Annotated in this window: 16 protein-coding genes and 1 pseudogene; 12 read left to right on the forward strand and 5 right to left on the reverse strand. The window is 65.7% G+C overall.

Annotated elements, in window-relative coordinates:
- The first annotated feature begins 4 nt into the window (after positions 1 to 4).
- The 4 genes from HHL10_RS18405 (at position 5) to HHL10_RS18420 (ending at position 5,713) form a co-directional block, all read left to right on the forward strand.
- Positions 5 to 1,582: an efflux RND transporter periplasmic adaptor subunit gene (locus HHL10_RS18405; RefSeq protein WP_169161863.1), complete on the forward strand. Its 1,578-nt coding sequence runs from the start codon at positions 5 to 7 to the stop codon at positions 1,580 to 1,582.
- Entirely contained in the window at positions 1,579 to 4,776 is a 3,198-nt protein-coding gene (locus tag HHL10_RS18410; protein ID WP_169161864.1) for an efflux RND transporter permease subunit, read from the forward strand. Before HHL10_RS18405 ends, HHL10_RS18410 begins: the two co-directional genes overlap by 4 nt.
- A 38-nt stretch (positions 4,777 to 4,814) precedes the next feature.
- Complete coding sequence (locus HHL10_RS18415) at positions 4,815 to 5,282, forward strand: copper-binding protein (protein WP_169161865.1); 468 nt, start codon at positions 4,815 to 4,817, stop codon at positions 5,280 to 5,282.
- A gap of 83 nt (positions 5,283 to 5,365) precedes the next feature.
- The gene (locus HHL10_RS18420) at positions 5,366 to 5,713 is read left to right on the forward strand and encodes a copper-binding protein (RefSeq protein ID WP_169161866.1); all 348 of its coding nucleotides are present in this window, start codon (positions 5,366 to 5,368) and stop codon (positions 5,711 to 5,713) included.
- Between the two features lie 231 nt (positions 5,714 to 5,944).
- Here HHL10_RS18420 and HHL10_RS30615 read toward each other — a convergent pair.
- Positions 5,945 to 6,058 (reverse strand): annotated as a pseudogene (locus HHL10_RS30615) (GntR family transcriptional regulator); the annotation flags it as partial.
- A 290-nt stretch (positions 6,059 to 6,348) separates the two neighbouring features.
- Here HHL10_RS30615 and HHL10_RS18430 point away from each other — a divergent pair.
- Both HHL10_RS18430 and HHL10_RS18435 read left to right on the forward strand, forming a co-directional pair.
- Positions 6,349 to 7,269 carry a ZIP family metal transporter gene (locus HHL10_RS18430; protein ID WP_169161867.1) on the forward strand — a complete coding sequence of 307 codons (921 nt, stop codon included), beginning with the start codon at positions 6,349 to 6,351 and terminating at the stop codon, positions 7,267 to 7,269.
- A 106-nt stretch (positions 7,270 to 7,375) separates the two neighbouring features.
- On the forward strand, positions 7,376 to 8,683 hold the full coding sequence (locus HHL10_RS18435) for a diguanylate cyclase domain-containing protein (RefSeq protein ID WP_169161868.1): 1,308 nt from the start codon (positions 7,376 to 7,378) through the stop codon (positions 8,681 to 8,683).
- 119 nt (positions 8,684 to 8,802) lie between these two features.
- Here the strand turns inward: HHL10_RS18435 and HHL10_RS18440 are convergent, their stop codons facing one another.
- Entirely contained in the window at positions 8,803 to 9,471 is a 669-nt protein-coding gene (locus tag HHL10_RS18440) for a hypothetical protein (protein WP_169161869.1), read from the reverse strand.
- Between the two features lie 90 nt (positions 9,472 to 9,561).
- On the opposite strand from HHL10_RS18440, the gene HHL10_RS18445 reads away from it, so the two are divergent.
- A complete protein-coding gene (locus HHL10_RS18445) occupies positions 9,562 to 10,014 on the forward strand; it encodes a hypothetical protein (RefSeq protein WP_169161870.1) in 453 nt (150 codons plus the stop codon).
- A gap of 186 nt (positions 10,015 to 10,200) precedes the next feature.
- On the forward strand, positions 10,201 to 10,422 hold the full coding sequence (locus tag HHL10_RS18450) for a hypothetical protein (protein ID WP_169161871.1): 222 nt from the start codon (positions 10,201 to 10,203) through the stop codon (positions 10,420 to 10,422).
- 50 nt (positions 10,423 to 10,472) lie between these two features.
- Here the strand turns inward: HHL10_RS18450 and HHL10_RS18455 are convergent, their stop codons facing one another.
- Entirely contained in the window at positions 10,473 to 10,724 is a 252-nt protein-coding gene (locus HHL10_RS18455; protein ID WP_169161872.1) for a hypothetical protein, read from the reverse strand.
- A gap of 1,911 nt (positions 10,725 to 12,635) precedes the next feature.
- Between HHL10_RS18455 and HHL10_RS18460 the strand changes: the two genes are divergently transcribed.
- The 3 genes from HHL10_RS18460 (at position 12,636) to HHL10_RS18470 (ending at position 15,709) form a co-directional block, all read left to right on the forward strand.
- Positions 12,636 to 13,940 (forward strand): replication initiation protein, encoded by a 1,305-nt coding sequence (locus tag HHL10_RS18460; protein WP_169161873.1) that lies wholly within the window; start codon positions 12,636 to 12,638, stop codon positions 13,938 to 13,940.
- Between the two features lie 236 nt (positions 13,941 to 14,176).
- Positions 14,177 to 14,950: a hypothetical protein gene (locus HHL10_RS18465; RefSeq protein WP_169161874.1), complete on the forward strand. Its 774-nt coding sequence runs from the start codon at positions 14,177 to 14,179 to the stop codon at positions 14,948 to 14,950.
- 504 nt (positions 14,951 to 15,454) lie between these two features.
- Positions 15,455 to 15,709, forward strand: coding sequence for a hypothetical protein (locus HHL10_RS18470; RefSeq protein WP_169161875.1), 255 nt, complete (start codon positions 15,455 to 15,457; stop codon positions 15,707 to 15,709).
- Positions 15,710 to 16,021: 312 nt separating this feature from the next.
- On the opposite strand, the gene HHL10_RS18475 is transcribed toward HHL10_RS18470, so the two are convergent.
- Positions 16,022 to 16,393, reverse strand: coding sequence for a type II toxin-antitoxin system YafO family toxin (locus HHL10_RS18475; RefSeq protein WP_169161876.1), 372 nt, complete (start codon positions 16,391 to 16,393; stop codon positions 16,022 to 16,024).
- A 65-nt stretch (positions 16,394 to 16,458) separates the two neighbouring features.
- Positions 16,459 to 16,779: a hypothetical protein gene (locus HHL10_RS18480; RefSeq protein ID WP_169161877.1), complete on the reverse strand. Its 321-nt coding sequence runs from the start codon at positions 16,777 to 16,779 to the stop codon at positions 16,459 to 16,461.
- Positions 16,780 to 17,805: 1,026 nt separating this feature from the next.
- Between HHL10_RS18480 and HHL10_RS18485 the strand changes: the two genes are divergently transcribed.
- Positions 17,806 to 21,003, forward strand: coding sequence for a hypothetical protein (locus tag HHL10_RS18485; RefSeq protein WP_205833111.1), 3,198 nt, complete (start codon positions 17,806 to 17,808; stop codon positions 21,001 to 21,003).
- The last annotated feature ends 57 nt before the right edge of the window (positions 21,004 to 21,060 follow it).

Genomic DNA, 21,060 nt, shown 5'->3' on the forward strand with positions numbered 1-21,060 from the left:
CATCATGAACACCCAACCCAAGAAGATCGTTGCCGCCATCGCGCTGCTGGCGGCTGGCGTGGCCGCCGGCTGGGCTCTGGCCACCTGGCGTGCGCCGTCTCATGGCGCTGCCGACCAAGCCGCGGCGGCCGCCTCGGCCGAGCGCCAGGTCCTGTACTGGTACGACCCGATGAGGCCGGACCAGAAGTTCGACAAGCCCGGCAAGTCGCCCTTCATGGACATGCAGCTGGTTCCCAAGTACGCCGACGAAGCCGGCGGGGCGGCGGCTGCGGGCGGCGTGAGCGTGTCGCCGCAGGCGGTGCAGGCGCTGGGCTTGCGCGTGGCCACGGCCGAGAAGCGCTCGCTGGGCATGGTGGTGGATGCCGTCGGCACGGTGCAGCTCAACGAGCGCGACGTGAGCATCGTGCAGGCGCGCGCCAACGGCTTTGTCGAGCGGGTCTACGCCCGCGCCCCGGGCGACGTGATCGCCGCCGGCGCGCCGCTGGCCGACGTGCTCCATCCCGAGTGGCTCGCGGCCCAGCAGGAATACCTGGCCGTGCGCGCCACCGGGGACGCGGCGCTCACGGCTGCGGCACGGCAGCGCCTGACGCTGCTGGGCATGCCCTCCAGCCTTGTCGAGCGCGTCGAGCGCAGCGGCCGGCCCGTGGCGACGACGACCATCACCACGCCCGGCGGCGGGCTGATCGCCGAGCTGATGGTGCGCCAGGGCATGACGGTTACGGCCGGCATGACGCTGGCACGCATCAACGGCCTCTCCACCGTCTGGGTCGAGGCGGCACTGCCGGAGGCTCAGGCCGGCAGCGTCTCGGTCGGGCAACCGGCCACGGTGCGTCTGGCGGCCGACACCGGCGAGCCGTTGCGCGGCAAGGTGTCGGCCATCCTGCCCGAGGCCAATGCCGAGACCCGCACGCTGCGCGTGCGCGTCGAGCTGCCCAACCCGGGCCTGCGCCTGCGCGCGGGCATGTTTGCGCAGGTGCAACTCCAGGGCAGCGCGCAGGGCGAGGCCGTGACGGTGCCCACCGAGGCCGTGATCCGCACCGGGCGCCGCGCGCTGCTGTACGTGGTCGATGAGCCCGGGCGCTACCGCCCTGTGGAGGTGGAGCTCGGCCCCGAGGTGAGCGAGCGCATCGTCGTGCGCCGCGGCATCGAGGCCGGGCAGCAGGTGGTGGCCTCCGGCCAGTTCCTCATCGACTCCGAAGCCAGCCTGCGCGGCATCGTGGCGCAGGCTGGCAGCGCCGCAGCCACACCGCCAGCGGCGCTGGCAGCGCCGCCTGGGCAAGCGGCGACGCCCCAAGCATCCCCGGGCGCTGCGGCGACTGCCAGGCAGTACGACACCCGCGGCGTGGTCGTCGAGATCGATGGTGACACCATCACGCTGGAGCACGAGGCCGTGCCGGCCCTGAAGTGGCCGCCCATGACCATGCCCTTCAAGCTGGAGAAGCCCGAGCTGGCGCGAGGGCTCAAGCCCAAGGACCCGGTGCGATTCACGTTCCGCTCCGACGACGGCGACTCCGTGGTGACCGCCATCGAGCGCCAGGCAGCACCCGGGCATGCCGGCCATGGCACGGGAGGCCGGCCATGATCGCCAGGCTCATCCGCTGGTCGGTCGGCAACCGCTTCCTGGTCCTGCTGGCCACGCTCTTTCTCGCAGCCGCCGGTATCTGGGGCCTGCGCACCACGCCGGTGGATGCGCTGCCCGACCTCTCGGACGTGCAGGTCATCATCCGCACCACGCTGCCCGGGCAGGCGCCGCAGATCGTGGAGAACCAGGTGACGTACCCGCTGGCCACCACGATGCTGTCGGTGCCCGGCGCGCGCACCGTGCGCGGCTACTCCTTCTTCGGCGACAGCTTCGTCTACGTGCTGTTCGAGGACGGCACGGACCTGTACTGGGCCCGCTCGCGGGTGCTGGAGTACCTCAACCAGGTGCAGGGGCGGCTGCCGGCTACGGCCAAGACGGCCCTGGGTCCGGACGCCACCGGCGTGGGCTGGGTCTACCAGTACGCGCTGGTGGACCGCAGCGGGCGCAATGACCTGTCGCAGCTGCGCGCGCTGCAGGACTGGTTCCTGAAGTACGAGCTCAAGAGCCTGCCCGGCGTGGCCGAGGTGGCCACCGTGGGCGGCATGGTCAAGCAGTACCAGGTGGTGCTGGACCCCGTGAAGCTCGCGGCCTACGGCATCACGCAGGCCCAGGTGCGCGAGGCGCTGACGGCGGGCAACCAGGAAAGCGGCGGCTCGGTGCTGGAGCTGGCCGAGGCCGAGTACATGGTGCGCGCCAGCGGCTACCTCAAGACGCTCGACGACTTCCGCGCCATCCCGCTGGATGCGCGCGGCGGCGTGCCGGTGCGCCTGGCCGATGTGGCCACGCTGCAGGTCGGCCCGGAGATGCGCCGCGGCATCGCCGAGCTCGATGGCGAGGGCGAGGTCACGGGCGGCATCGTGGTCCTGCGCTCCGGACGCAACGCGCAGGAAACCATCCACGCGGTCAAGGCCAAGCTCGCGGAGCTGCAGAAGAGCCTGCCCCAGGGCGTCGAGGTCGTCACGACCTACGACCGCGGCGCGCTCATCGAGCGGGCCATCGACAACCTCAAGGGCAAGCTGATCGAGGAGTTCATCGTCGTGGCGCTGGTATGCGCGGTGTTCCTGTGGCACCTGCGCTCGGCGCTGGTGGCCATCATCGCGCTTCCGCTGGGCATCATGGCGGCCTTCCTCGTGATGCGCTGGCAGGGCATCAACGCCAACATCATGTCGCTGGGCGGCATCGCCATCGCCATCGGTGCCATGGTGGACGCGGCGGTGGTGATGATCGAGAACGCGCACAAGAAGCTCGAAGCCTGGCAGCACGCCCACCCGGGGCAGGAGCTCAAGGGCAACGAGCGCTGGGACGTCATCACCCGCGCCGCCGAGGAGGTGGGCCCCGCGCTCTTCTTCTCGCTGCTGATCATCACGCTGTCCTTCATCCCCGTTTTCACGCTGGAGGCCCAGGAGGGACGGCTCTTCGGGCCGCTGGCCTATACCAAGACCTACGCCATGGCCGCGGCCGCGGGGCTGTCGGTGACGCTGATCCCGGTCCTCATGGGACTGTGGATTCGCGGGCGCATTCCGGACGAGCAGAAAAACCCGATCACGCGGGTGCTGATTGCCGTGTACCGCCCGGCGCTGGAGTGGGTGCTGCACCGGCCGCGCACGACGCTGGTGTTGGCAGCCGTGGTCTTTGCCAGCACGCTGTGGCCGCTCTCGCGCCTGGGCGGCGAGTTCCTGCCGCGCCTGGACGAAGGCGACCTGCTGTACATGCCCTCGGCGCTGCCTGGGCTCTCGGCCCAGAAGGCCACGGAGTTGCTGCAGGTCACCAACCGCATGATCCGCACCGTGCCCGAGGTGGAGCGCGTCTTCGGCAAGGCCGGCCGCGCCGAAACCGCCACCGACCCGGCGCCGCTGGAGATGTTCGAGACCACCGTGAAGCTCAAGCCCCGCGAGCAGTGGCGCGCCGGCATGACGCCGGAGCAGCTGATCGAGGAGCTCGATGCCGCGGTGAAGGTGCCGGGCTTGGCCAACATCTGGATTCCGCCCATCCGCAACCGGCTCGACATGCTCGCCACCGGCATCAAGAGCCCGATCGGCGTGAAGGTCACCGGAGCGGACCTGGCCACCATTGACCGCGTCGCACTGGAGGTGGAGCGCGTCGCCAAGGGCGTGCCCGGCGTGTCCTCGGCCCTGGCCGAGCGGCTCACGGGCGGGCGCTACATCGACGTGCAGATCGACCGCGCGGCCGCGGCGCGCTTCAACCTCAACATCGCCGACGTGCAGTCGGTGGTGGCCGGCGCCATCGGCGGCGAGAACCTGGCCGAAACGGTGGAGGGGCTGGCGCGGTTCCCGATCAACCTGCGCTACCCGCGCGAGTGGCGCGACTCGCCTGAGCGGCTGGCGAGCCTGCCCATCCTCACGCCCATGGGCCAGCAGATCACGCTGGGCACGGTGGCGAAGATCCAGGTGACCGACGGGCCGCCGATGCTCAAGAGCGAGAACGCACGGCCTTCCGGCTGGGTCTACGTGGACGTGCGCGGGCGCGACCTGGCGTCCGTCGCCAATGACTTGCGCGCGGCGGTGGCGAAGGACGTGAAGCTGGAGCCGGGCATGAGCCTGGCGTACTCGGGTCAGTTCGAGTTCATGGAGCGGGCCAATGAGCGGCTCAAGGTCGTGGTGCCGGCCACGCTCTTGATCATCTTCGTGCTGCTGTACCTGACCTTCAAGCGCTTCGACGAGGCGCTGCTCATCATGGCCACGCTGCCCTTCGCGCTCACCGGTGGCGTGTGGTTCCTGTGGACGCTGGGCTACAACCTCTCGATTGCCGCGGGCGTGGGCTTCATCGCGCTGGCTGGCGTCGCGGCCGAGTTCGGCGTGGTGATGCTGCTGTACCTCAAGCACGCGCTCGACGAGCGGCAGGCACGGGGCCTGGCTCCCAGCCGTGACGTAGTGCTCGAAGCCATCCGCGAAGGGGCTGTCTTGCGCGTGCGGCCCAAGGCCATGACGGTGGCCGTGATCCTGGCAGGCCTCGTACCCATCGTCTGGGCCAGCGGCACAGGCTCTGAAGTCATGAGCCGCATTGCCGCGCCCATGCTCGGCGGCATGGTGACGGCGCCGCTGCTGTCACTGTTCATGGTGCCGGCGGCTTACCTGCTGATGCGCCAGCCCAGGCCACCCAACACCCTCAAGCCCGCCAACTGGCGCCCAGGCAGGCCTGCGGATCTGCCTGGCCAGCCCCGCACCGGTCATTGACGGCCGGCCAGTTCACTCATTGACCTTGGAGGTTGATCATGCAAACGAACTCGGTTCGCAACCTGTTCGGTGCCACGGTGCTGGCTTTGGCCGCAGTCGCGGTGCAAGCTGCCGAGCCACCGGCTGCTACACCGTCGCCAGCCCAGTCAGTAACACCGGCTGTGCACCTGGCTGTCGGGCAACTCCTCGATCTCGATGTCGAGCATCGGCTGCTGACCGTGACCCACCAGGACATTCCCAGTCTGGGCATGCCGGCCATGACGATGGACTTTCCGCTGCACCCTACCGTCAATGGCGCGGGTATCGCCGCCGGGCAGACCGTGGCCCTTGTCCTCGCGCTGGTGGACGGCAAGCTGACCGTGACCGCGATGCAGGCTGTCGTACAGGTCGGCGGCGGGGCAGCCGCGCCCGCCGCTGGCGCCTCCGCCATGCCCGGCCATCCGATGAAGCCCGGTGCTGGCATGCAAGCGATGGCGTCGTGCCACGAGATGATGCGAGACCGGTAACGCCGTATCCACAGCCGGTGGCTCATCCGGTTGGCCACCGGCGTTTCTCTACCCCTATCGCAAACGCAACGCAGAGGTCCACGATGAAGAAAGTTGCAGCTGCTGCCATGGCCCTGGCCCTCGCATGCGGTCCCACGGCCGTGTTCGCCCAGTCCCAAATGGATGGCATGAAGGGCATGCCGATGGACAAGATGGGCTCTGACGCCAAAGGTGCCGTCCACAAGGCCAAGGGCACGGTCACGAGGGTCGATGCCAAGGCCGGTGTCGTGACCCTGGCGCACGGCCCAGTGCCCAGCCTGAACTGGCCGCCCATGAACATGGGCTTCAAGGTCACGGATCAGGCACTGTTGGGCAAGGTGGCCGAAGGGCAGTCGGTGGAGTTCGAGTTCGTGCAGTCGGGCAAGGACTACGTGATCACGTCGGTGAAGTAGTCTTCTCGAACATTCCCGCCATGGATCTGCCTGTTGTTCCTGTCCCTTCCCTCGCGCGGTGAGGGTGGGCGCAGGGATGGAAGGCAGCAGCATCTCGGACGGCGAGTTCCTCGCGCTGCTCGACCGTATGCACTGTCAAGTGAGTCGCCGTGCTGCCCGGCAAGGACGTGGTGGCCGCTTCGGAAAGCGGGGCGGGTTTGCTGCGAGTCCACTGCCTGTGGCAAACCGGGCTCAGTTCCAGCGCCCGTGCAGCCCGCCGACGCTGTAGCGCCCGGCACCGAGCAGTGCAACGCCCAGGGCGCCGAAGAGGTACTTGCCCTGCAGCTCCAGTGCCCAGCCGCCGCTCGCTGTTCACGGCGGCGGCGTCACAGTGGCTTTGCGGCCCTGAGCAGTCGCGAATCCAGGCAGGGCCATTGACCGGTTGATGTGCGATGCAGGCGCCTGTGCCCGGTGCGCTCTGGCTGCTGCCATTGTTCAATACCTTGCCCCGTCTCCTGTAGTTGTGACTATCCTTCTCACAGGAGTACCCCGCGATGTTCGCCCAGCGGTCCACGCAGCGCATCACCGGCACCGAAATCAGCAGTGACGGCACCGCGCCGCGCACACCCAGGCCCTCGTAGCAGCGTTTGAGCACCATGGCGCTGAGGCAGCAACCCTCCTTGTGGTCCCGGGCGGCCGGCCTGGGGCTCAAGCCGCGCCAGCGCCTGGGGCTGCTGGTGTTCGGCGCTGGCTGCCTGGCCGGCGGCGCGATGCTGTGGGAGTGGCTGGCAGCGTGGCCGCTGGCGGTGCGGCAGGCGCTGCTGGGCGGCACCATCGCCGCGGCGGCCACGGCGCTGGGCACCTTGCCGGTGCTGCTGGCCCAGCAAAGCTCCGCCCGCGCGCGCGACACCATGCTGGGTTTCGGCGCCGGCGTGATGCTGGCGGCCAGCGCCTTCTCGCTGACCATCCCGGGGCTGCGCGCGGCGCAGGCGCAGGGCGCCGGGCCTTGGGGAGCGGGCGGCATCGTCGGCGCGGGCATCGTGCTCGGGGCGCTGTTGCTGCTGGCGCTGGACCGCTGGCTGCCGCACGAGCATTTCATCAAGGGCATCGAGCGAGACCACCCGCACGCACACGCCCTCAAGCGCACCTGGCTGTTCGTCTTTGCGGTGTCGCTGCACAACCTCCCCGAGGGCCTGGCCATCGGCGTGGCCTTCGCCGGTACGGACCTGGTGCGCGCGAGCGCGCTGACCACCGGCATCGCCATCCAGGACGTGCCCGAGGGGCTGGTGATCGCGCTGGCGCTGCAGGGCGTGGGCTATTCGCGCGGCTTTTCGGTGTTCCTGGGCGCGGTGTCGGGCGCGATCGAGCCCGTGGGCGCCGTGCTGGGCGCGGCGGTGGTCGGGCTGTCGGCGAGCCTGCTGCCCTGGGGCCTGGCGTTCGCGGCCGGCGCGATGCTCTTCGTCATCAGCCACGAGATCATTCCGGAGTCCCACCGGGCCGGCCACGAGGGCCACGCCACGATGGGTCTGATCATTGGCTTCGTGTTGATGATGGTGCTGGATACGGCGCTGGGGTGAGGTGACGCCGCTTCGCCGCGGCGGTGGAGATGGTGAGCTGCCGGTGCAGCAACGACGCATCACAAGACGAGGCGCGTCTAGCACCGGGCGGGACACAAGTCCTTGCGTGGCCTCAATTTCCGTGACTTTTTCACTGGACGGGTCCATCAAGGGCGACAGCCGCCCTGTCGATAGAAAGCGGCAAAACCACCCGTGGCCGACCAGCGTGCTCTCGCTGCAAGTCGGTCCTTGTTCCATGCTTCGTCGCATTGCGCGCATCTTGCGCCTGACCCAGTTCCTCGCCCTGCTGCTCGTGGTTGGCATGGGTGCCATGCTTTACGGCGTTCTTGCCGACTTTGAAAAAGCCGGCCGCTGGGTTGAACATTCGCAGGAGATCGTCATCGAGATCGGGCACGTGCGCCTGGAGACGTTGCGCTCTGGTGTCTGGCTGCGCAAGTTCACGGTGGACCAGAACAAGGACTCGCTGCAGCGGGCGCGCTCTTCTGCGAGCGAGGCAATGCATGCGGCTGACCGGCTCCTGGCCCTCACGGAAGCCGACCCCGTGCACAACGACCGGCTCCACCTGCTCAGGGCCGAACTCTCGGAGGTGCTGGGCCAGTACCGCGGCGCGGCCAACATCGCCGAGCGCGACGGTCCGGCGGCACTGCAGTCGATCCTGGCTGCGCGGGCGAGCAGCGACCCGACGCGCCAGCTGCGCATGTTGCTGGACCAGGCGGAGCAGGTCCAGAAGGAGCTGCTGCGAACGAGGGCACGCGCACGAGCCGAGCAACTTGCCCTGTTCAAGAAGCTGCTGGCGGGCGGCGGACTGGTGTTCGTGGCGTTCATGCTCTGGGCGATCCGGTACTCGGGCCGACTGCTGCACCTGGGCCACGAACAGATCCATCGACTCAAGGCTGATGCGCTGCACGACCCCCTGACCGGGCTGCTCAACCGCCGGGGACTGGAGGAGCAACTGGCCAGGCTGTGCAGCACGCCCGCTGGTGCTGGAAAGCACGTCGCTGTCCTGGTATTCGACCTCGACGACTTCAAGCCGGTCAACGACCGCTACAGCCACGCCGCCGGCGACCAGGTGCTGCGAAAAGTCGCGGCACGCCTGCGGCGGCAGTGCCGGGAGGGCGATGCCATCGCGCGCGTCGGTGGGGACGAGTTCGTCGTCGTTCTGCGCCGCGTCGCCTCGCGCCACGAGGCCATGACGATCGCGCAGCGGATGTGCACGAGGTTGATGGCACCCATCCCGCTCGGGGCCGCGGTAGTGCGCATCGGGGCGTCCGTCGGCATCGCGATGCTGCACGAGGACGGCCCGGACATGGACGCGCTGCTGCAGGCAGCAGATGAACAGATGTACGAGGTGAAGAAGGCCGGCAAGGCCGAGCCACGCCCCGGAGTCCGGCTATTGGAAGCCGTTGGCGCTTGATCCGGCTGGAGATACGGCGGCTACGGCGCTGAACAACGCGCGGCCGCAGGCATTGGCCAGCAGGCGGGCCGACTGGAACGCTTTGATGCGCCGGTGCCCGGCACTCGCGCGCCAGGGACTCAGTGCGCCGGCGCGCTGTCGATGATCTCGACGAGATCCCAGGCGTGGAGGGCTTGGGGCGGCGGCTGGTCCGTCACCGCAATGCCGACGCGGCTCACGCGGGTCATCACGCGCAGCTCGCCGATGCCCATGCTCAGCATGACGTCGGCGACCATGGCACCGGGGACGCCCTCCGGGTCCGCCTTGGTCACGGCCGAGGTCGGCACGAAACAGGCCACATCGAAAGTGCCGGGCGCTGCTGTGCTGGGCTCGGCCATGAAGCGCACCTGCTGGATGGGAACCTCCTTGCCCAGGATTTCCAGCGAGGCCAGCTCGCGTGCCATCTCCCTGGGTGTTGGCGGTGCGAAGGCGCAGACCTCGATGCGCGGCGGCATCGCCAGCGCCGCGGCCACGAGCGCCTGCACCGCCTCGATGCCGTCGGGATCGTGGTTGCAACTCACGGCGATGCGCAGCACGGCGCCGTCGGCGGCGGGCACCTGGTCCACTTCAACGGTCAGCAGCGGGTCGATGTTGGTGGCGGCATCGCGCAGCGTCTGCACGATCCGGCCGATGCGCTGGAGGCCTTCCTGAAGCCCGTGCTCGGTGGGCGATGCATCCAGCCGCTCACACAGCGTTGCCCCGCCGTCCACCACGATTTGCCAAAAGTCGCGCGCCTTATCCTGGTCCATGGCCTGTTGTCGTGAAGGGTCGAGTTTGGGCCGCCGGTTGTACGCCCATGGGCGCAATGATGCCGGCTGTTGCGTGGCAAGCTCAAAAGCATGTCCGACGCCTTTGATCCCCGGCCACCGCAGGAATTGCTGGCCCTCTACAACCGTTTCTCCGCGCGGTTCCGCTCGCCTGGTGTTCGCCTGCGCGGTTACCGGCTGAGGTGGATTGCCTTTCGCAGCGAGGATCTGGACCGAGACATCGAGCGCGCGGTGCTGGACTTGGCCTGGGGTGATGAGTCAGTCACCGGGCAAGCCGAGTTCGTCGCGCGCGCCCGTGAAGAGGTCCAGGCCGGCTGCTCGCTGACCTTTGTGGAGGTGGCGCTCAGGCGGTCACTGCGGTGCGCAGGCGGTGAGCCGCTGGCGCCGGCGACGGTGGTGCTGGCGATCACGATGTGGCGTTCCGGTCACCCCTGCGGCCTTCTCGGGCGCATCGAACTGGACGCTGAGGGTCGGCCCACGGGTTCGGTGCAGGGACCATTGTCGCTGGTGCGCATGGGCGGCTGAGCCTGCGGTTGTGGGTGCTGCAGGAGCCAGGCGCGGCATTTCGCCGTGGATAGCGCGCCCTTGCACGCGCGCGCTGCCCTCACCGTGCCCGGGCGCAGGCATCAGGCGGGTACCGGTGCATTTCCCGCGGGCATACAGCAGCAACGCCCGGGTAAGACGGGCACTGCCGCTGCCATGCGTGCAGCCATGGATGGGCAAAGCGAGCTGCGCGCAAAGCGCGACGAATTGGAAGGCCGGCTGCTGGCGCTGGAGCAGGCCATCGAGGCGCAGCGGCCGCCGCAGTGGTGGGAAGGCTCGCCGCAGGTGAACGATCTGGCCGAGCGCTCCACCGAACTGCTGCGGCAACTGGGCGCCGTGAACGACAAGCTCGTGGCCATGGGCCCCGGGCCTGCGTCGGATCAGGAGTGAAGGGCTTGCGCCTGCGGTTCAAGCACCAGCGGTTTGCCCTGTTGGGCGGGTCAGGGCGCTGGTGGCTCTTTGGCCGCTGACAGCAGCCGCAGCCTCTGGTCCCGCAAGCCCTGTAGCACGCCCTCCTCGACATCGACCTCGTCGCGCACCGTCTGCGACTTGGGCTCCCATGGGGACAGGCTGGCCAACAGCTCCAGTTGCGCCGTGATGCGGGCCTCGCACCGGGTGATCATAGCGTCGGTGCGTGCGAGCTCGTCCAGGTCCGTGACGGGCGATTTCGGTGGCTGCTTCGGGGTGTTCATGAAGCTGTTTTCCGTCGTATGGCTCGCTGGGGCCTTGCGCTTGCTTGGGGAATCTATCCTAGCCGCCTCGCATGGCGGCTCGGGTGGCGGGCCTCGTCGGCTGCCTCTCTGTGCTGGTGGTGTGCGTTGCGCTACAGCGGCGAGCGCGTCGTTGACGATGCCTAGGCGCAGCAGCAGCGCCGCGGTCATCTCGCCTGCATCTGGCACGGCTTCCCGGCCGCGGCTGCCAAGCGAAGGTGCCGCGGTCGATGGACGTCCCGCTGCAGTCTCAAGATCTCGCGCTCCAATGCATCGCGCTGCGCCCGCAGCTCGGTCAAGCGTTCCATCCATGGTGCCGCGGCAAGCCCCGGGCCTGCCCGGGTCACCCGGGAGCCACGGCCGTCATCAGTGGGCAAGGGCTGTTGCTGTAAGCCCATGGGCATTGCAGCCACCTCGCGGAAGCAGGGAAGAACGCTATTTGCACAACATACCTGAAACCTCAAACACCAACCTATCCCATCCGCGCACCTTCCTCTGATCGCCCTATCTTCCCCTGCACCCACCTCTCAGCACCGGAAACGCGCAGGCAAAGACAAGCCCAGACGGAGAACCTGTCTTCTCCTTCTCCCTTCAAGCAGCCACAGCGGGCGCAGTGGAGACACCGGTATCCCCTATCGTCCCCTCAAGCGGCCCAGGGCCGCAAGGAGGCGGACAGCCGTGCAGGAAGGCGGGATTCCCCTTCCCCATCTTCAACAGCGCGGCCGGGACAGGCGGGGGGAAGAAAGGCGAATGGCAGTGATCCAGTATGTTGCTTTAACGTCTTTGCTGCAGATGGGCTTCAACGTGAAGGACAGCCTCTTGGCCAAGGGGGTTGAAGCTGGACAGCGACGCGGGCAGCGTGCCCAACGCGCTGCGCGGCGACGAGACCCAGGGCGCCCATCAACTGGCGCTGCGTAGCTGGTCGGGGCCATGGCTCCTACATGCCTCTGGCGCAGCGCTGCATGTCCTCCCGCCGGGCTCAGAGGGGACAACTTTTGGGATCTTCTATCGCTATTAAGGCTCCAGAAAGCCCAAAAGCTGTCCCCCTTCAGGCCTTCCAAGCAGCAACGGGGACACCTTTTGGGATTTGCTGAGCCTTAAAGCGCACCGCGAAAGCCCAAAAGTTGGCCCTTTGGCTCTTCGAGCGGTGCATTGGGGTCAGCGTTTGGGCTCACCGGGTACCTAAGGCCTGCAGATTCCCAAAAGCTGTCCCCTTTCCATCTTGAATGCCCTCAAGAGGTACAGCTCTTGGGCTCCTGGCCGCTGCCCGCGCTTCATAAAGCCCAAAACCTGTCCCCTTGCGCGGTCCAGGCGCTTTGACGAGGACTTGCTGTCTGGTGCTGCAGCCAAGTCGAGCAGCTGGCCGAGGAACCGGAGTAAGTCCAAGTCCATGTGCGTAGATCGGGTAGCGCCTTGGCTTGGTCGGTACCGCAGGCAGTGATTGCGCGGGAGCGCCGGCTTCGCTTGTCCACGGTTGTGCTGCGTAAGGTTTCGTGCACTGCAGGCTCATCCCCGATCACCACGCCAACAGCCCAAAAGTTGGCCCTCAAAAGCCCATATCCACACCCCCAAAAGCCCAAAAGTTGACCCCCAAAAGCCCATATCCACACCCCCAAAAGCCCAAAAGTTGACCCCCAAAAGCCCAAAAGTTGTACCTCAAACGCTTCCAAGTGCTTGTCAGCAAAGAGAAAATCGAACCCTAAAGGTTTAAAACGTATTAAAGGTTCTTAAAGGTTGAAAACAGGCCGTTGCCTTGCAAGGCGGAACCGAACAGCCCAAGACGCCACACCGCCACGGCCTTCGGCTGCCGCTGCGTCAACGTAACAGCGGCCACTTCGGATAGCGAACCGGTACACTACGATGTAACGTTGTCCCGCTTTCTGGAGCTACCGCTTGAACCGCAGATCGCGCGAAGTCGCCGAATCGCCGCAGGGCAGTCTGCTTCCACCGGAGTCCCAAGAGCCCGACGACCTGTGGCGCAAGACCGTCAAGGTGGTGCACAGCGTCCCCCGCGGGCACTCGCTGACCGTGATGCAGCGCAAGATCGCCAACGCCTGGATGAAGCACGCGATCGAAAACCCACGTGGCCGTGACGGCTGGTGGCAGATGCCGCTGATGAAGCTGCGCCAGGAAACGGGCTTCGGAGGCTCGCACAACACAAAGCACCTCAAAGAGTCAGCGAAGGCGCTCATGCGCATCATCTTTGAGTTCGACGTGTTTGCACCTGGCGAGCGGCGGACCGACGAGTGGCAGGCGCAGGTGCTGTTTCACGGCGTGGCCCTGTCCCGTGGCTACATCCGCTGGCAGATCAGCGACAACATCTACCGCGAGCTGCTGCGCCCGGAGGTCTACGCGCTGATCAACATGGCTGTCATGCGCCGCTTCACCACCGCGGCGGCGCTGCAGCTGTGGGAGTTCTGCGTGCGTTTCGAGAACATCGGCGTGACCAAGAGGTTGCGTTGGGAAGAGCTGCGCGACGCCGTGCTCGACGGCGCTGGGAAGGCATCCTTCGCCGACTGGAAGGTGCTTAAGAAGCGTGCAGTCGTGCCTGCCATCGCAGAGATCAACGCCTGCTCGGACCACGACATCGAGCTCATCGAGTTCCGCGAGGGCCGCCGCATGGCTGAAGTCCAGTTCCGTGTGACGCGCAAGTCGCAGGACACCAGAGTTCCCCTCGAGGCCGAGCGGCTGGTCGAGCGCATCGTGCGGTTGGGCGTGCCGGCCATCGAGGCCAAGCGCATGGCCAGTCTCTACCCGGTACCGCGTCTGCACGCCGCGCTCCACTACACCGAACTGCGCCAGACCGACACCGAGCAAACCCCGCTGGAGTCGCCCGCCGCGTACTTTCGCCGTGCGCTGGAACTTGGCTGGGGTTACGCCGGCGACATCGGCTCCCTGCAAGTCATGCAGGCAGCAGGTCCCGTTGCCGCCGCGGCGGCCAACGACGTCGGCGCGCCGGACGCAAGCGACGCTGCTGCTACCAAGCGCCGTGAGCTCGCCAGAGCGCACTACGACAAGCAGTCACCCACGGAAAAGGAAGCCCTGCGCGAGCGCTACAACGCCCAGCAGCACCTGCCCAACCTGCGCGTGAAGGCTCGTGTCTCCAAAATGACCCAGGTCGCTTTCCTGAACTGGCTGGCCCGGGAACTCTGGGGCGATGAAGCGCAGGACGTGCGGCCCGGTACGCGACCCTGTTGAGGTGGCTCGACCACAAGAGCGGCGCGGCGGATGTGGGGACGACTAGGCCTTTCGGATTGGAACCGCCTACCGCGAATAGGGCGGGTTTTCAGCATGGAAGCATGCTTGCATGATAGAAATCTTGCCGCTTTGCCTTCTTGAAGGGCATTTCCTCTGTAACGGCCTCTGTGCTTCACCTTCAACAAACAGGATGAAGGCACTCTGGAGCCTGCTTAAACAGCAGTGAATAGCTAACCATGAAAAAAGCAATCCAGTATTGTTATATGTGCGATAAGGTGGCTACCACCGATGAGCATGTGCCTCCGAGGTGTTTATTTCCAGAAGCTAAAGAAATGGATGGCATCGACCTGAGAAAAAACCTAATCAAGGTTCCGTCATGCGTCGAGCATAACTGTGAAAAATCCGCTGATGACGAATTCCTCATGGTGAGTATCGCGGGGATCGTCAGTAATAATTCAATAGGTTACCGACACGCTAAGCAAAAGGTTGAGCGGGCCGTGCGGCGGACTTCTTATAAGCTGCTTGATAAAGTGTTTCGTCAAAAAGAGCTTGTGCGAATTGAACGGGAGGATAATAAGTTCATTGATTTGATCGTTGGAACGCCTGACTATGCGCGACTGGTTTCGTGTTTTGAAAAGATTGCCTATGGCGTGTACCGTGAGCACTTCGGGCATAGATTTGATGGGGCGGTGAAGCTTCATTTGGGTTTTTTGCACCGAAAAGAAAAGAACGGGCGCACCTTTAACTCGTTCATAAGGCACAAAACCAGTTTAGAGTTGGCTAACGAGCCGCGTTATGGCGAAAATCAGAAGGTATTCTATTACCAATTTACCAGGCCGGATGTGCATGGATTTTTCTTGCTGAATATGTGGTTTTATGAAGGGGTGGATGTCTACGTTTCTTTTATGCCTAAAGCTTCGGAAAAGAAAAATTGGCTTCCTATGAATTTAATTGAGGCTGGCATAAAATCATATATAAACCTCGATGGGAAAACATACGAATTTAACTGAGCTTGGATTGATTTTTTTGCTTGATGTGCCTGGTTTTGGGGTTGGGGAGCGGCCAGAAACAGGGGCGAGCCCCCTACGAGGCCTGCGGCGCGGCCGGAAAGCCCGATTTCCGGTGGCGCGGGTACCAGCGCATGAAGTTCAGCATGTTGAGGTCCAGGGTTATTGCGAATAGGTCCAAGGTTTCTGCGAATGCGGCTGAAATTTCGACGGAAACCGATGAATGGTCAACGAGCCATTGGTTCCTTTCACGAATTCCTACGGCGTGAAGTTCCCATAAACAGGGAGCTTTCCCTGGACGATTCGTCGCCAAGCAGAACTGGGCACATTCGCATGAACCTTGGGCGCGCCAGCCGCGTTCGCAAGAACTGTGAGCCCAGGCATGTGTTCTGTGGCAGCGAGCCAACACCGCGCTTCGAGGGCAAAAACACCGTTTTCCTTTGGCGCTGAGCCAGCTTTTCCCTGCTGGGCCGTTCGCAACAACCTTGGACGCCATTCGCAATAACCTTGGGCCACACACAACAGCCAGACCACGCCGCGGCGCTCACGGCGGGCTGCGCATTCGATTTGGAGATGGCCCGGCGCCACGTCGCCGAAGCCGAGGGCGTGCTCACCCGCCAGCGGGCCCTGCTCACGGCCCTGGCTGGGCTCGGACGCGACACCGAGGCGGCGTACAAAACGTTGGCGGTTTTCGAGGAAGTGCTCAATGCCATGCGGCAGCACTTGGCGGTGGAGGAACGGCTCGTACAGAAGCCCCGCTGAAGTCGGCTCACCACCCAGCGCTTGGCTGTCAGATGAAGAATCTCCTGTTCACGCCGTCCAGCACAAAAAAAGCCCCGGTCCTTGCGGAGCCGGGGCCTGTGAGCTGTACCAAGCATCAATGAAGTGCAGCTGCTTCGCAGCAAGCTAAGCCGCCCATCTTGCCCGCCATAGGCACCGAGCACGTTGTGGAAATCCACAAGCAGCTGAGCGCTGGGACGGGCCCGGGTTGCCAGCTGTGTGACAGCGACGGCGCGACTGCCCGGCGGGCCGGTCGTGCCGACCCAGCACACAGCTCCCACAAGAGGTAACTGGTCAGTCAGGCGTCTTGCCGTGATGGTGAAAGTTGTCGGCAATGCACTCGATCATCTCGACGAAATCCCTGTATTGGGGCTGCCAGACCTGGTGGGCGCCGGGATCGTTGATGAGCGTGATGAGCAGGTAGCCGAATGCCGGCGTGCCATCTGCGTAGAACAGGTAGCGGTCGCTGGTGCGGGTCCCGCGCCGCTTCCAGGCCTGAGTCCAGCGCTGCTCGGCGGCAGGCGTGAACAGGGGCACCATGTGCACGTGCCTCAGATGCCGGTTGCCCAGGCCGGCAGCATCTCGCCCGAACGCGAAGTGCTCCTTGCCAACGGCGGCCAGCGCTTTCCAGTCCCGGAATTGCTGGACGAGCGTCTGCTCGTCCAACCCGGACTCGCGCAGGTATTCCCGAAGGCCCTCTGTCAGGAGGACCTGGGGCCGAGGCGGCGCGCTCACTTGGAGCCGTAGCGCTTGAGGAAGGCCTGCGAAACGTTGGCCAGAGAGAACCTCTCCCCGGCTTCGCTGATGCCTCGATGGAAAGCCGTTTCGGCCTCGCCGAGCACGGGTACTTCCCGCTCCGTGACCATGCGGCGACGCTGCACGACCTTCACCTTGAGCCGCTTGGGCAACGCGCCCGCACGGTTCGCCGCCACAGCCGGGCTGCCGTCCTTGCCTTCGAGCCGACGCACGGCCTTGTCCACCCGACTCTTGCGCGCAGCCGGTCCCATGACCGTCGAAGAGGCCAGGAGCTGAAATCGGGAGGGTTTGAGCATGGTTGTTTCCTGGCCAGTACTGTACCCCAGAGCCGTTTAGGTATCAGCGGGCAGCTTACAGCGCATTGTAGTGCAGATAATCCCCCATAATCTCCCATAGCAGGAAGAGCGAACAAGTTGGCTGCTGGGGACCAGCGGTCCGGCAAATTAAGCCTCGACAAGCGATTGCTCAGGACAGGGTGCCGGGGCGCAGGCTTGCAGCCGTGCCGCTCTGGCAGCGGCCGCCTGGTGGAGCGGCATGGGGCTCATCGCCGAACTCGAGGGCATCGTGGGCGCGGACCGGACCCCGTCCTCGTTCCTGGCGGCGTGGTTCGCGCCGGCCATCGCCGACCGGCTGCACCGGGCGGACCTGTTCACCGTGGCACCGCTCGTAGACCGCATCCGCTTGCGTGCCGCGGCGCTGGTGGTCGGGCATCCCGGGCATCGGCGAGAGCAAGGGACAGCGCATCCGCCGCTTCATCAAAGCGTACCTGGCCCCCATTGCTGCTGCCTTGGCGCCCCCTGCCCCCGGGCGCCAATGCTCGGGGCAGCACACTGGTTGCCGTCACGTCGGCGCGCAAGGAACTGGGCGCGGTGCCGCTGGAGCAGCTGCACGTGCCCTGGGACCTCAGCGACGAAAACGTGAGGTTCCGCTCTCCCGTGGAGCGTTACGCCATCGCCGTGTCAATGTCGCCTTGCCCCAGTCAACGATCTGCTGAGCACCGGCACGGTCGTGGACGCCACGCCGATCTCCGCACCGAACCGCATGAGATGCCATTCAACGCTGAACAAGCTAGCAGATGGGTCCGTTGAGGATTTTGTTGTGCCACCATTTGCCGGTATCGTAGCCGCGGTAAGGCTGCAATCGAGATGCGGTTGAATCTAGGCGAGACGACAGCGGAACAGCAGGCAGCGGGTAGATGCGCCTATCGGGACTACCGGGCAACGCTGTTGACAACCGTCGCTACCAAACTGCCTGCAGGCAACCGGTATAGCGGGTGGCACGGACCTGACGACGCTGCGGCCGAGCCCGAGCATACGTTTAGCGTGTTCCGGCATCGAATCGAAGCGCTTCGCGAGCATCTGTACTACCACTACTACGACAGTTGGCACGGCTTGGTGGAAGACCCCGACGCCCTCGCCCGCCGTGCGCTGGCCATTCCTGGCGATTTGCGCCTGTCCTACCCGCTGGCCGTCCGGATTTTCCACGCGGTGCTGGGAATATTCACCCCAGCGCGCGTAGCGCTCTGGATTGCCAAGCACCAGCTGCGCGGCGTGCGCTCTTATCGGGGGCGCCAACTCGTCTTCGCAGCTTTGGTGCGGCGTTGGTTCACCAGTGGCCGGCAACTGGAGTACACCCCAGCGCTCGACTTCATCTTCCGCCATGCCCAAGGGCCTGCCAGTCACGAGCTGCTCCAGAGCCTGGAACACAAGGATCTCTGTTGGCTGCGGGCCTGTTACAAGGTCGGCGAGCGCTCGATGGCGCAGCTTGCTTCCCGCCTAAAGGGGCCGCTCGAAGGAAATGACGGGCCGCTCGTCGAATTGCTGGTCGACGAGGGTGTCATCTGTTCAGCGGAGGAACTGACAGCGTGGCCGTGCCGGTGCCGCCCGGCCTACCTCCGTGTTATAGACCGGCATAGCCAACAGGATTTCGCGTCTGCCAGGACCATTGTGCGGCGCCTGGTGCAGCTCGGCGTGGCACCTGGGGCCATCGTCAACGCCTGCCAAGGCGGCACACCGGACTTTCAGCCGCGCCAGTTTGAGGAAAACCTGGCGCTGCTGGAGGCACACCGGATCGAGGTGCGGCCACTGGCCGAGGCGGTCGGCAAGTTACTGTGGACCGCCCCTGCGGCACGGTGGCGGTTCCTGCTTGACATCTTGAAGTTGAACGATGCGGCCGAGTTAGCGCGGTTCACCGATTTTCTGGCCGCTCACGCCGAGCCGAACGCAAGGCTGGCCAACGCGCTTATCGAGCGCGGCACCTCACCGCAAGGATTGGCCGCCTGCCAGTCGGTGCTGATGCTCGACACTCGCGACTCCGAGGCGCCGGTGCATGCGTTGCAGCGAATCGCAGGCCCCCCGTTCTCGTTTGGAGCCGAGGACTTCGGGCACGTGCGTGGCTACGCTCGCGACAGCAGCAGTCTTGACACCTTCCTCGACGCGCTGGCGCGGCACAGCTTGACGGCGCCGGCCGAGGTGCTGGCCTTTGAGCGCTGCTACCAAGCCTTCCAGTCCGAGTGGCTGAGCCCACTCCTCGATGTCGCGGTGCCCCGGCGTGGCCAAGCCACCGCGGCCGAGCTCGCGGACTGGGTCTACCGCGCCGGACGCATCGGGCATGTCGAGGCCTGCGCCATCGGGGCTCACCTGCTGGGCCTCCGCAGCCTGCCTGATCTTGAGCGCCTGCTCGCGGTTGCCCCGCTTGGTGCCTCGGTGCTCCGCTATCTGATTGTGGACAAGCGGCTCGCAACGCTCAAAAGCTTGTTGGACTGGTTCTACGACCGCGCTGCCGGCGTGCTAGAAATGAAACTGTGGCGCCCATTGGGCGACTTTGAGCGCTTCTCGCTCGATGACGCCTTCGACCGGTGCTGCTACACGCGCGTCAGCCACAACATTTCATGTCTTCATGAGGCGGCCCACAGCCGCGTCCAAGCATTGCTCGGGCCGCGTCCCCTCGGCCTTGATGCGACGGCACTCGCGGCGTACGACGAGGCACGGCAGCAGGTCATCGAGACTCAGAGGCGCGCGGTGCTCGAGGACGCCGGCCGCATCATGCCAATGACTGGTGGTGTCCTGTTCACGAGCCTCCTGGAGGTAGCGAGCCCGGAACAGGCGGAAGCCCGCCTGGCTGTCGTGGCGCCGCTGCTCGACGAACTGCTCGCGGGACGCGGTCCAACGGACCCGACATTGGCTGACATCGAGGCGGAGGCAGTTGCCCTGGTGTACGAGACCACCCCAGGGAACGTGGAGCAGCTGTGGTCTAGCGTGACAGGCCGGCAGAGCGACTTAGCGAGCCTTGTCCTCGCCGACCACTATCCAATGCGTTGGCGGAAGGTGCACCGGCGCCTGCGCGATGGTGCACAGTTGAACATCAAGAACCTGTCAGCGATCGCCCGCCTGCCGGCACTCGTCTCGAATATCCGCGCCCACTGGTCCAGCAGCATGTTCGACGCCTGCAAGGGGCTGCGACCGAGCCAGTTCCGGGCCGCCGCGGACGTCGACGGGCTCGCGCATCACTTGGCCGTGCTGTGCTCGCTCGCATATGGCGACGAGCAGGTCGACGGCAACCTGCGGCGATGGGAACAGATACGGGAAAGTCTGCTCGCCGGCAGCGTACCGTACGAGGAGTTGGAACAGCTGCAGACGTTTATCGACACCACGCTGCCCGACGCGCTTGCCGTCCTCGCATCGTCGCGGTTGGGCCGGCTTTCTGACAACGACGCGCGCTTGCTTGAGCGGCAACTTGGGGCGCCGGTGCCCGACGATGTCGCGGGCATGGCCGCAAGGCTGCAGTCGGCGATCGCTGCCACCCTTCACAAGGTCCAGACAACCTCCCGTCGATGGCTCGCGCGCGAGCGCGGCAAGTTTCCAAAGGTCCGTGACGGGCAGGCAGAGACGGTGCTGCGCGCCATCGCTTCGAAGGCCCCAGCCACGTTCTTCGCGCGGCAGGCGGTCGCGCTGTGTACCCGCTACAACGTCGACATGTGGAAGGAGCCACGCCATAGCCACCTGGTGGTGTTCGACCCGGCCCAACGCTGCATGGCCGGCATGGCGATGCTTTTCCTGGAAGTCGTGCCAGCCATCGACCCGGAGCGGCCGGCGCTCATCATCCGCGCGCTGAACCCGGTCGCTCGCTATGCGTCGCAACACGACGTGGCGACCATTGTGGACGCCTTCTTTGACACCGCGTTGTCGATCGCGGCCGACAACGCCCTGGCTGCGGTGGCCTTTCCGGGGGATGGCGGCATGGATCTGCTGTCCAACGTTCCTGCGGTGCAACGCGACATCCAGAAGCGCTACGTGGGCCGCGCAGGCCGCTATCTCAGCCACAAGGCAATGCCGTCTGCGCATGGTCGCCGGTTAGACCGGCCGGCGCGTGTAGACGCGCCCTTCGACGGTTACGCCCGCGGCGGTGGCGGCAACGTCTCATCGCTGTACGTGATCTGGCGTGGCGGCGAGCAAGCACTGCCTGCCTCCAGCGCCGACCCATCGCAGCGTCAGGAGGCTGCATGGACGACAACTGCGTGAACGTTGGCATTGATTTCGGATGCCAACGGCCTGGCGCGATCAACTGCAGAAGCTTCT

It is taken from the genome of Azohydromonas caseinilytica (genome assembly GCF_012927045.1).
Lineage (GTDB): Bacteria > Pseudomonadota > Gammaproteobacteria > Burkholderiales > Burkholderiaceae_C > Azohydromonas > Azohydromonas caseinilytica.

Bases quoted from the DNA above. Each gene is read 5' to 3' on its own strand.
- HHL10_RS18405 (WP_169161863.1), top strand. From the start codon at position 5: ATGAACACCCAACCCAAGAAGATCGTTGCCGCCATCGCGCTGCTGGCG.
- HHL10_RS18410 (WP_169161864.1), top strand. From the start codon at position 1,579: ATGATCGCCAGGCTCATCCGCTGGTCGGTCGGCAACCGCTTCCTGGTC.
- HHL10_RS18415 (WP_169161865.1), top strand. From the start codon at position 4,815: ATGCAAACGAACTCGGTTCGCAACCTGTTCGGTGCCACGGTGCTGGCT.
- HHL10_RS18420 (WP_169161866.1), top strand. From the start codon at position 5,366: ATGAAGAAAGTTGCAGCTGCTGCCATGGCCCTGGCCCTCGCATGCGGT.
- HHL10_RS18430 (WP_169161867.1), top strand. From the start codon at position 6,349: ATGGCGCTGAGGCAGCAACCCTCCTTGTGGTCCCGGGCGGCCGGCCTG.
- HHL10_RS18440 (WP_169161869.1), bottom strand. From the start codon at position 9,471: ATGGACCAGGATAAGGCGCGCGACTTTTGGCAAATCGTGGTGGACGGC.
- HHL10_RS18445 (WP_169161870.1), top strand. From the start codon at position 9,562: ATGTCCGACGCCTTTGATCCCCGGCCACCGCAGGAATTGCTGGCCCTC.
- HHL10_RS18450 (WP_169161871.1), top strand. From the start codon at position 10,201: ATGGATGGGCAAAGCGAGCTGCGCGCAAAGCGCGACGAATTGGAAGGC.
- HHL10_RS18455 (WP_169161872.1), bottom strand. From the start codon at position 10,724: ATGAACACCCCGAAGCAGCCACCGAAATCGCCCGTCACGGACCTGGAC.
- HHL10_RS18465 (WP_169161874.1), top strand. From the start codon at position 14,177: ATGAAAAAAGCAATCCAGTATTGTTATATGTGCGATAAGGTGGCTACC.
- HHL10_RS18480 (WP_169161877.1), bottom strand. From the start codon at position 16,779: ATGCTCAAACCCTCCCGATTTCAGCTCCTGGCCTCTTCGACGGTCATG.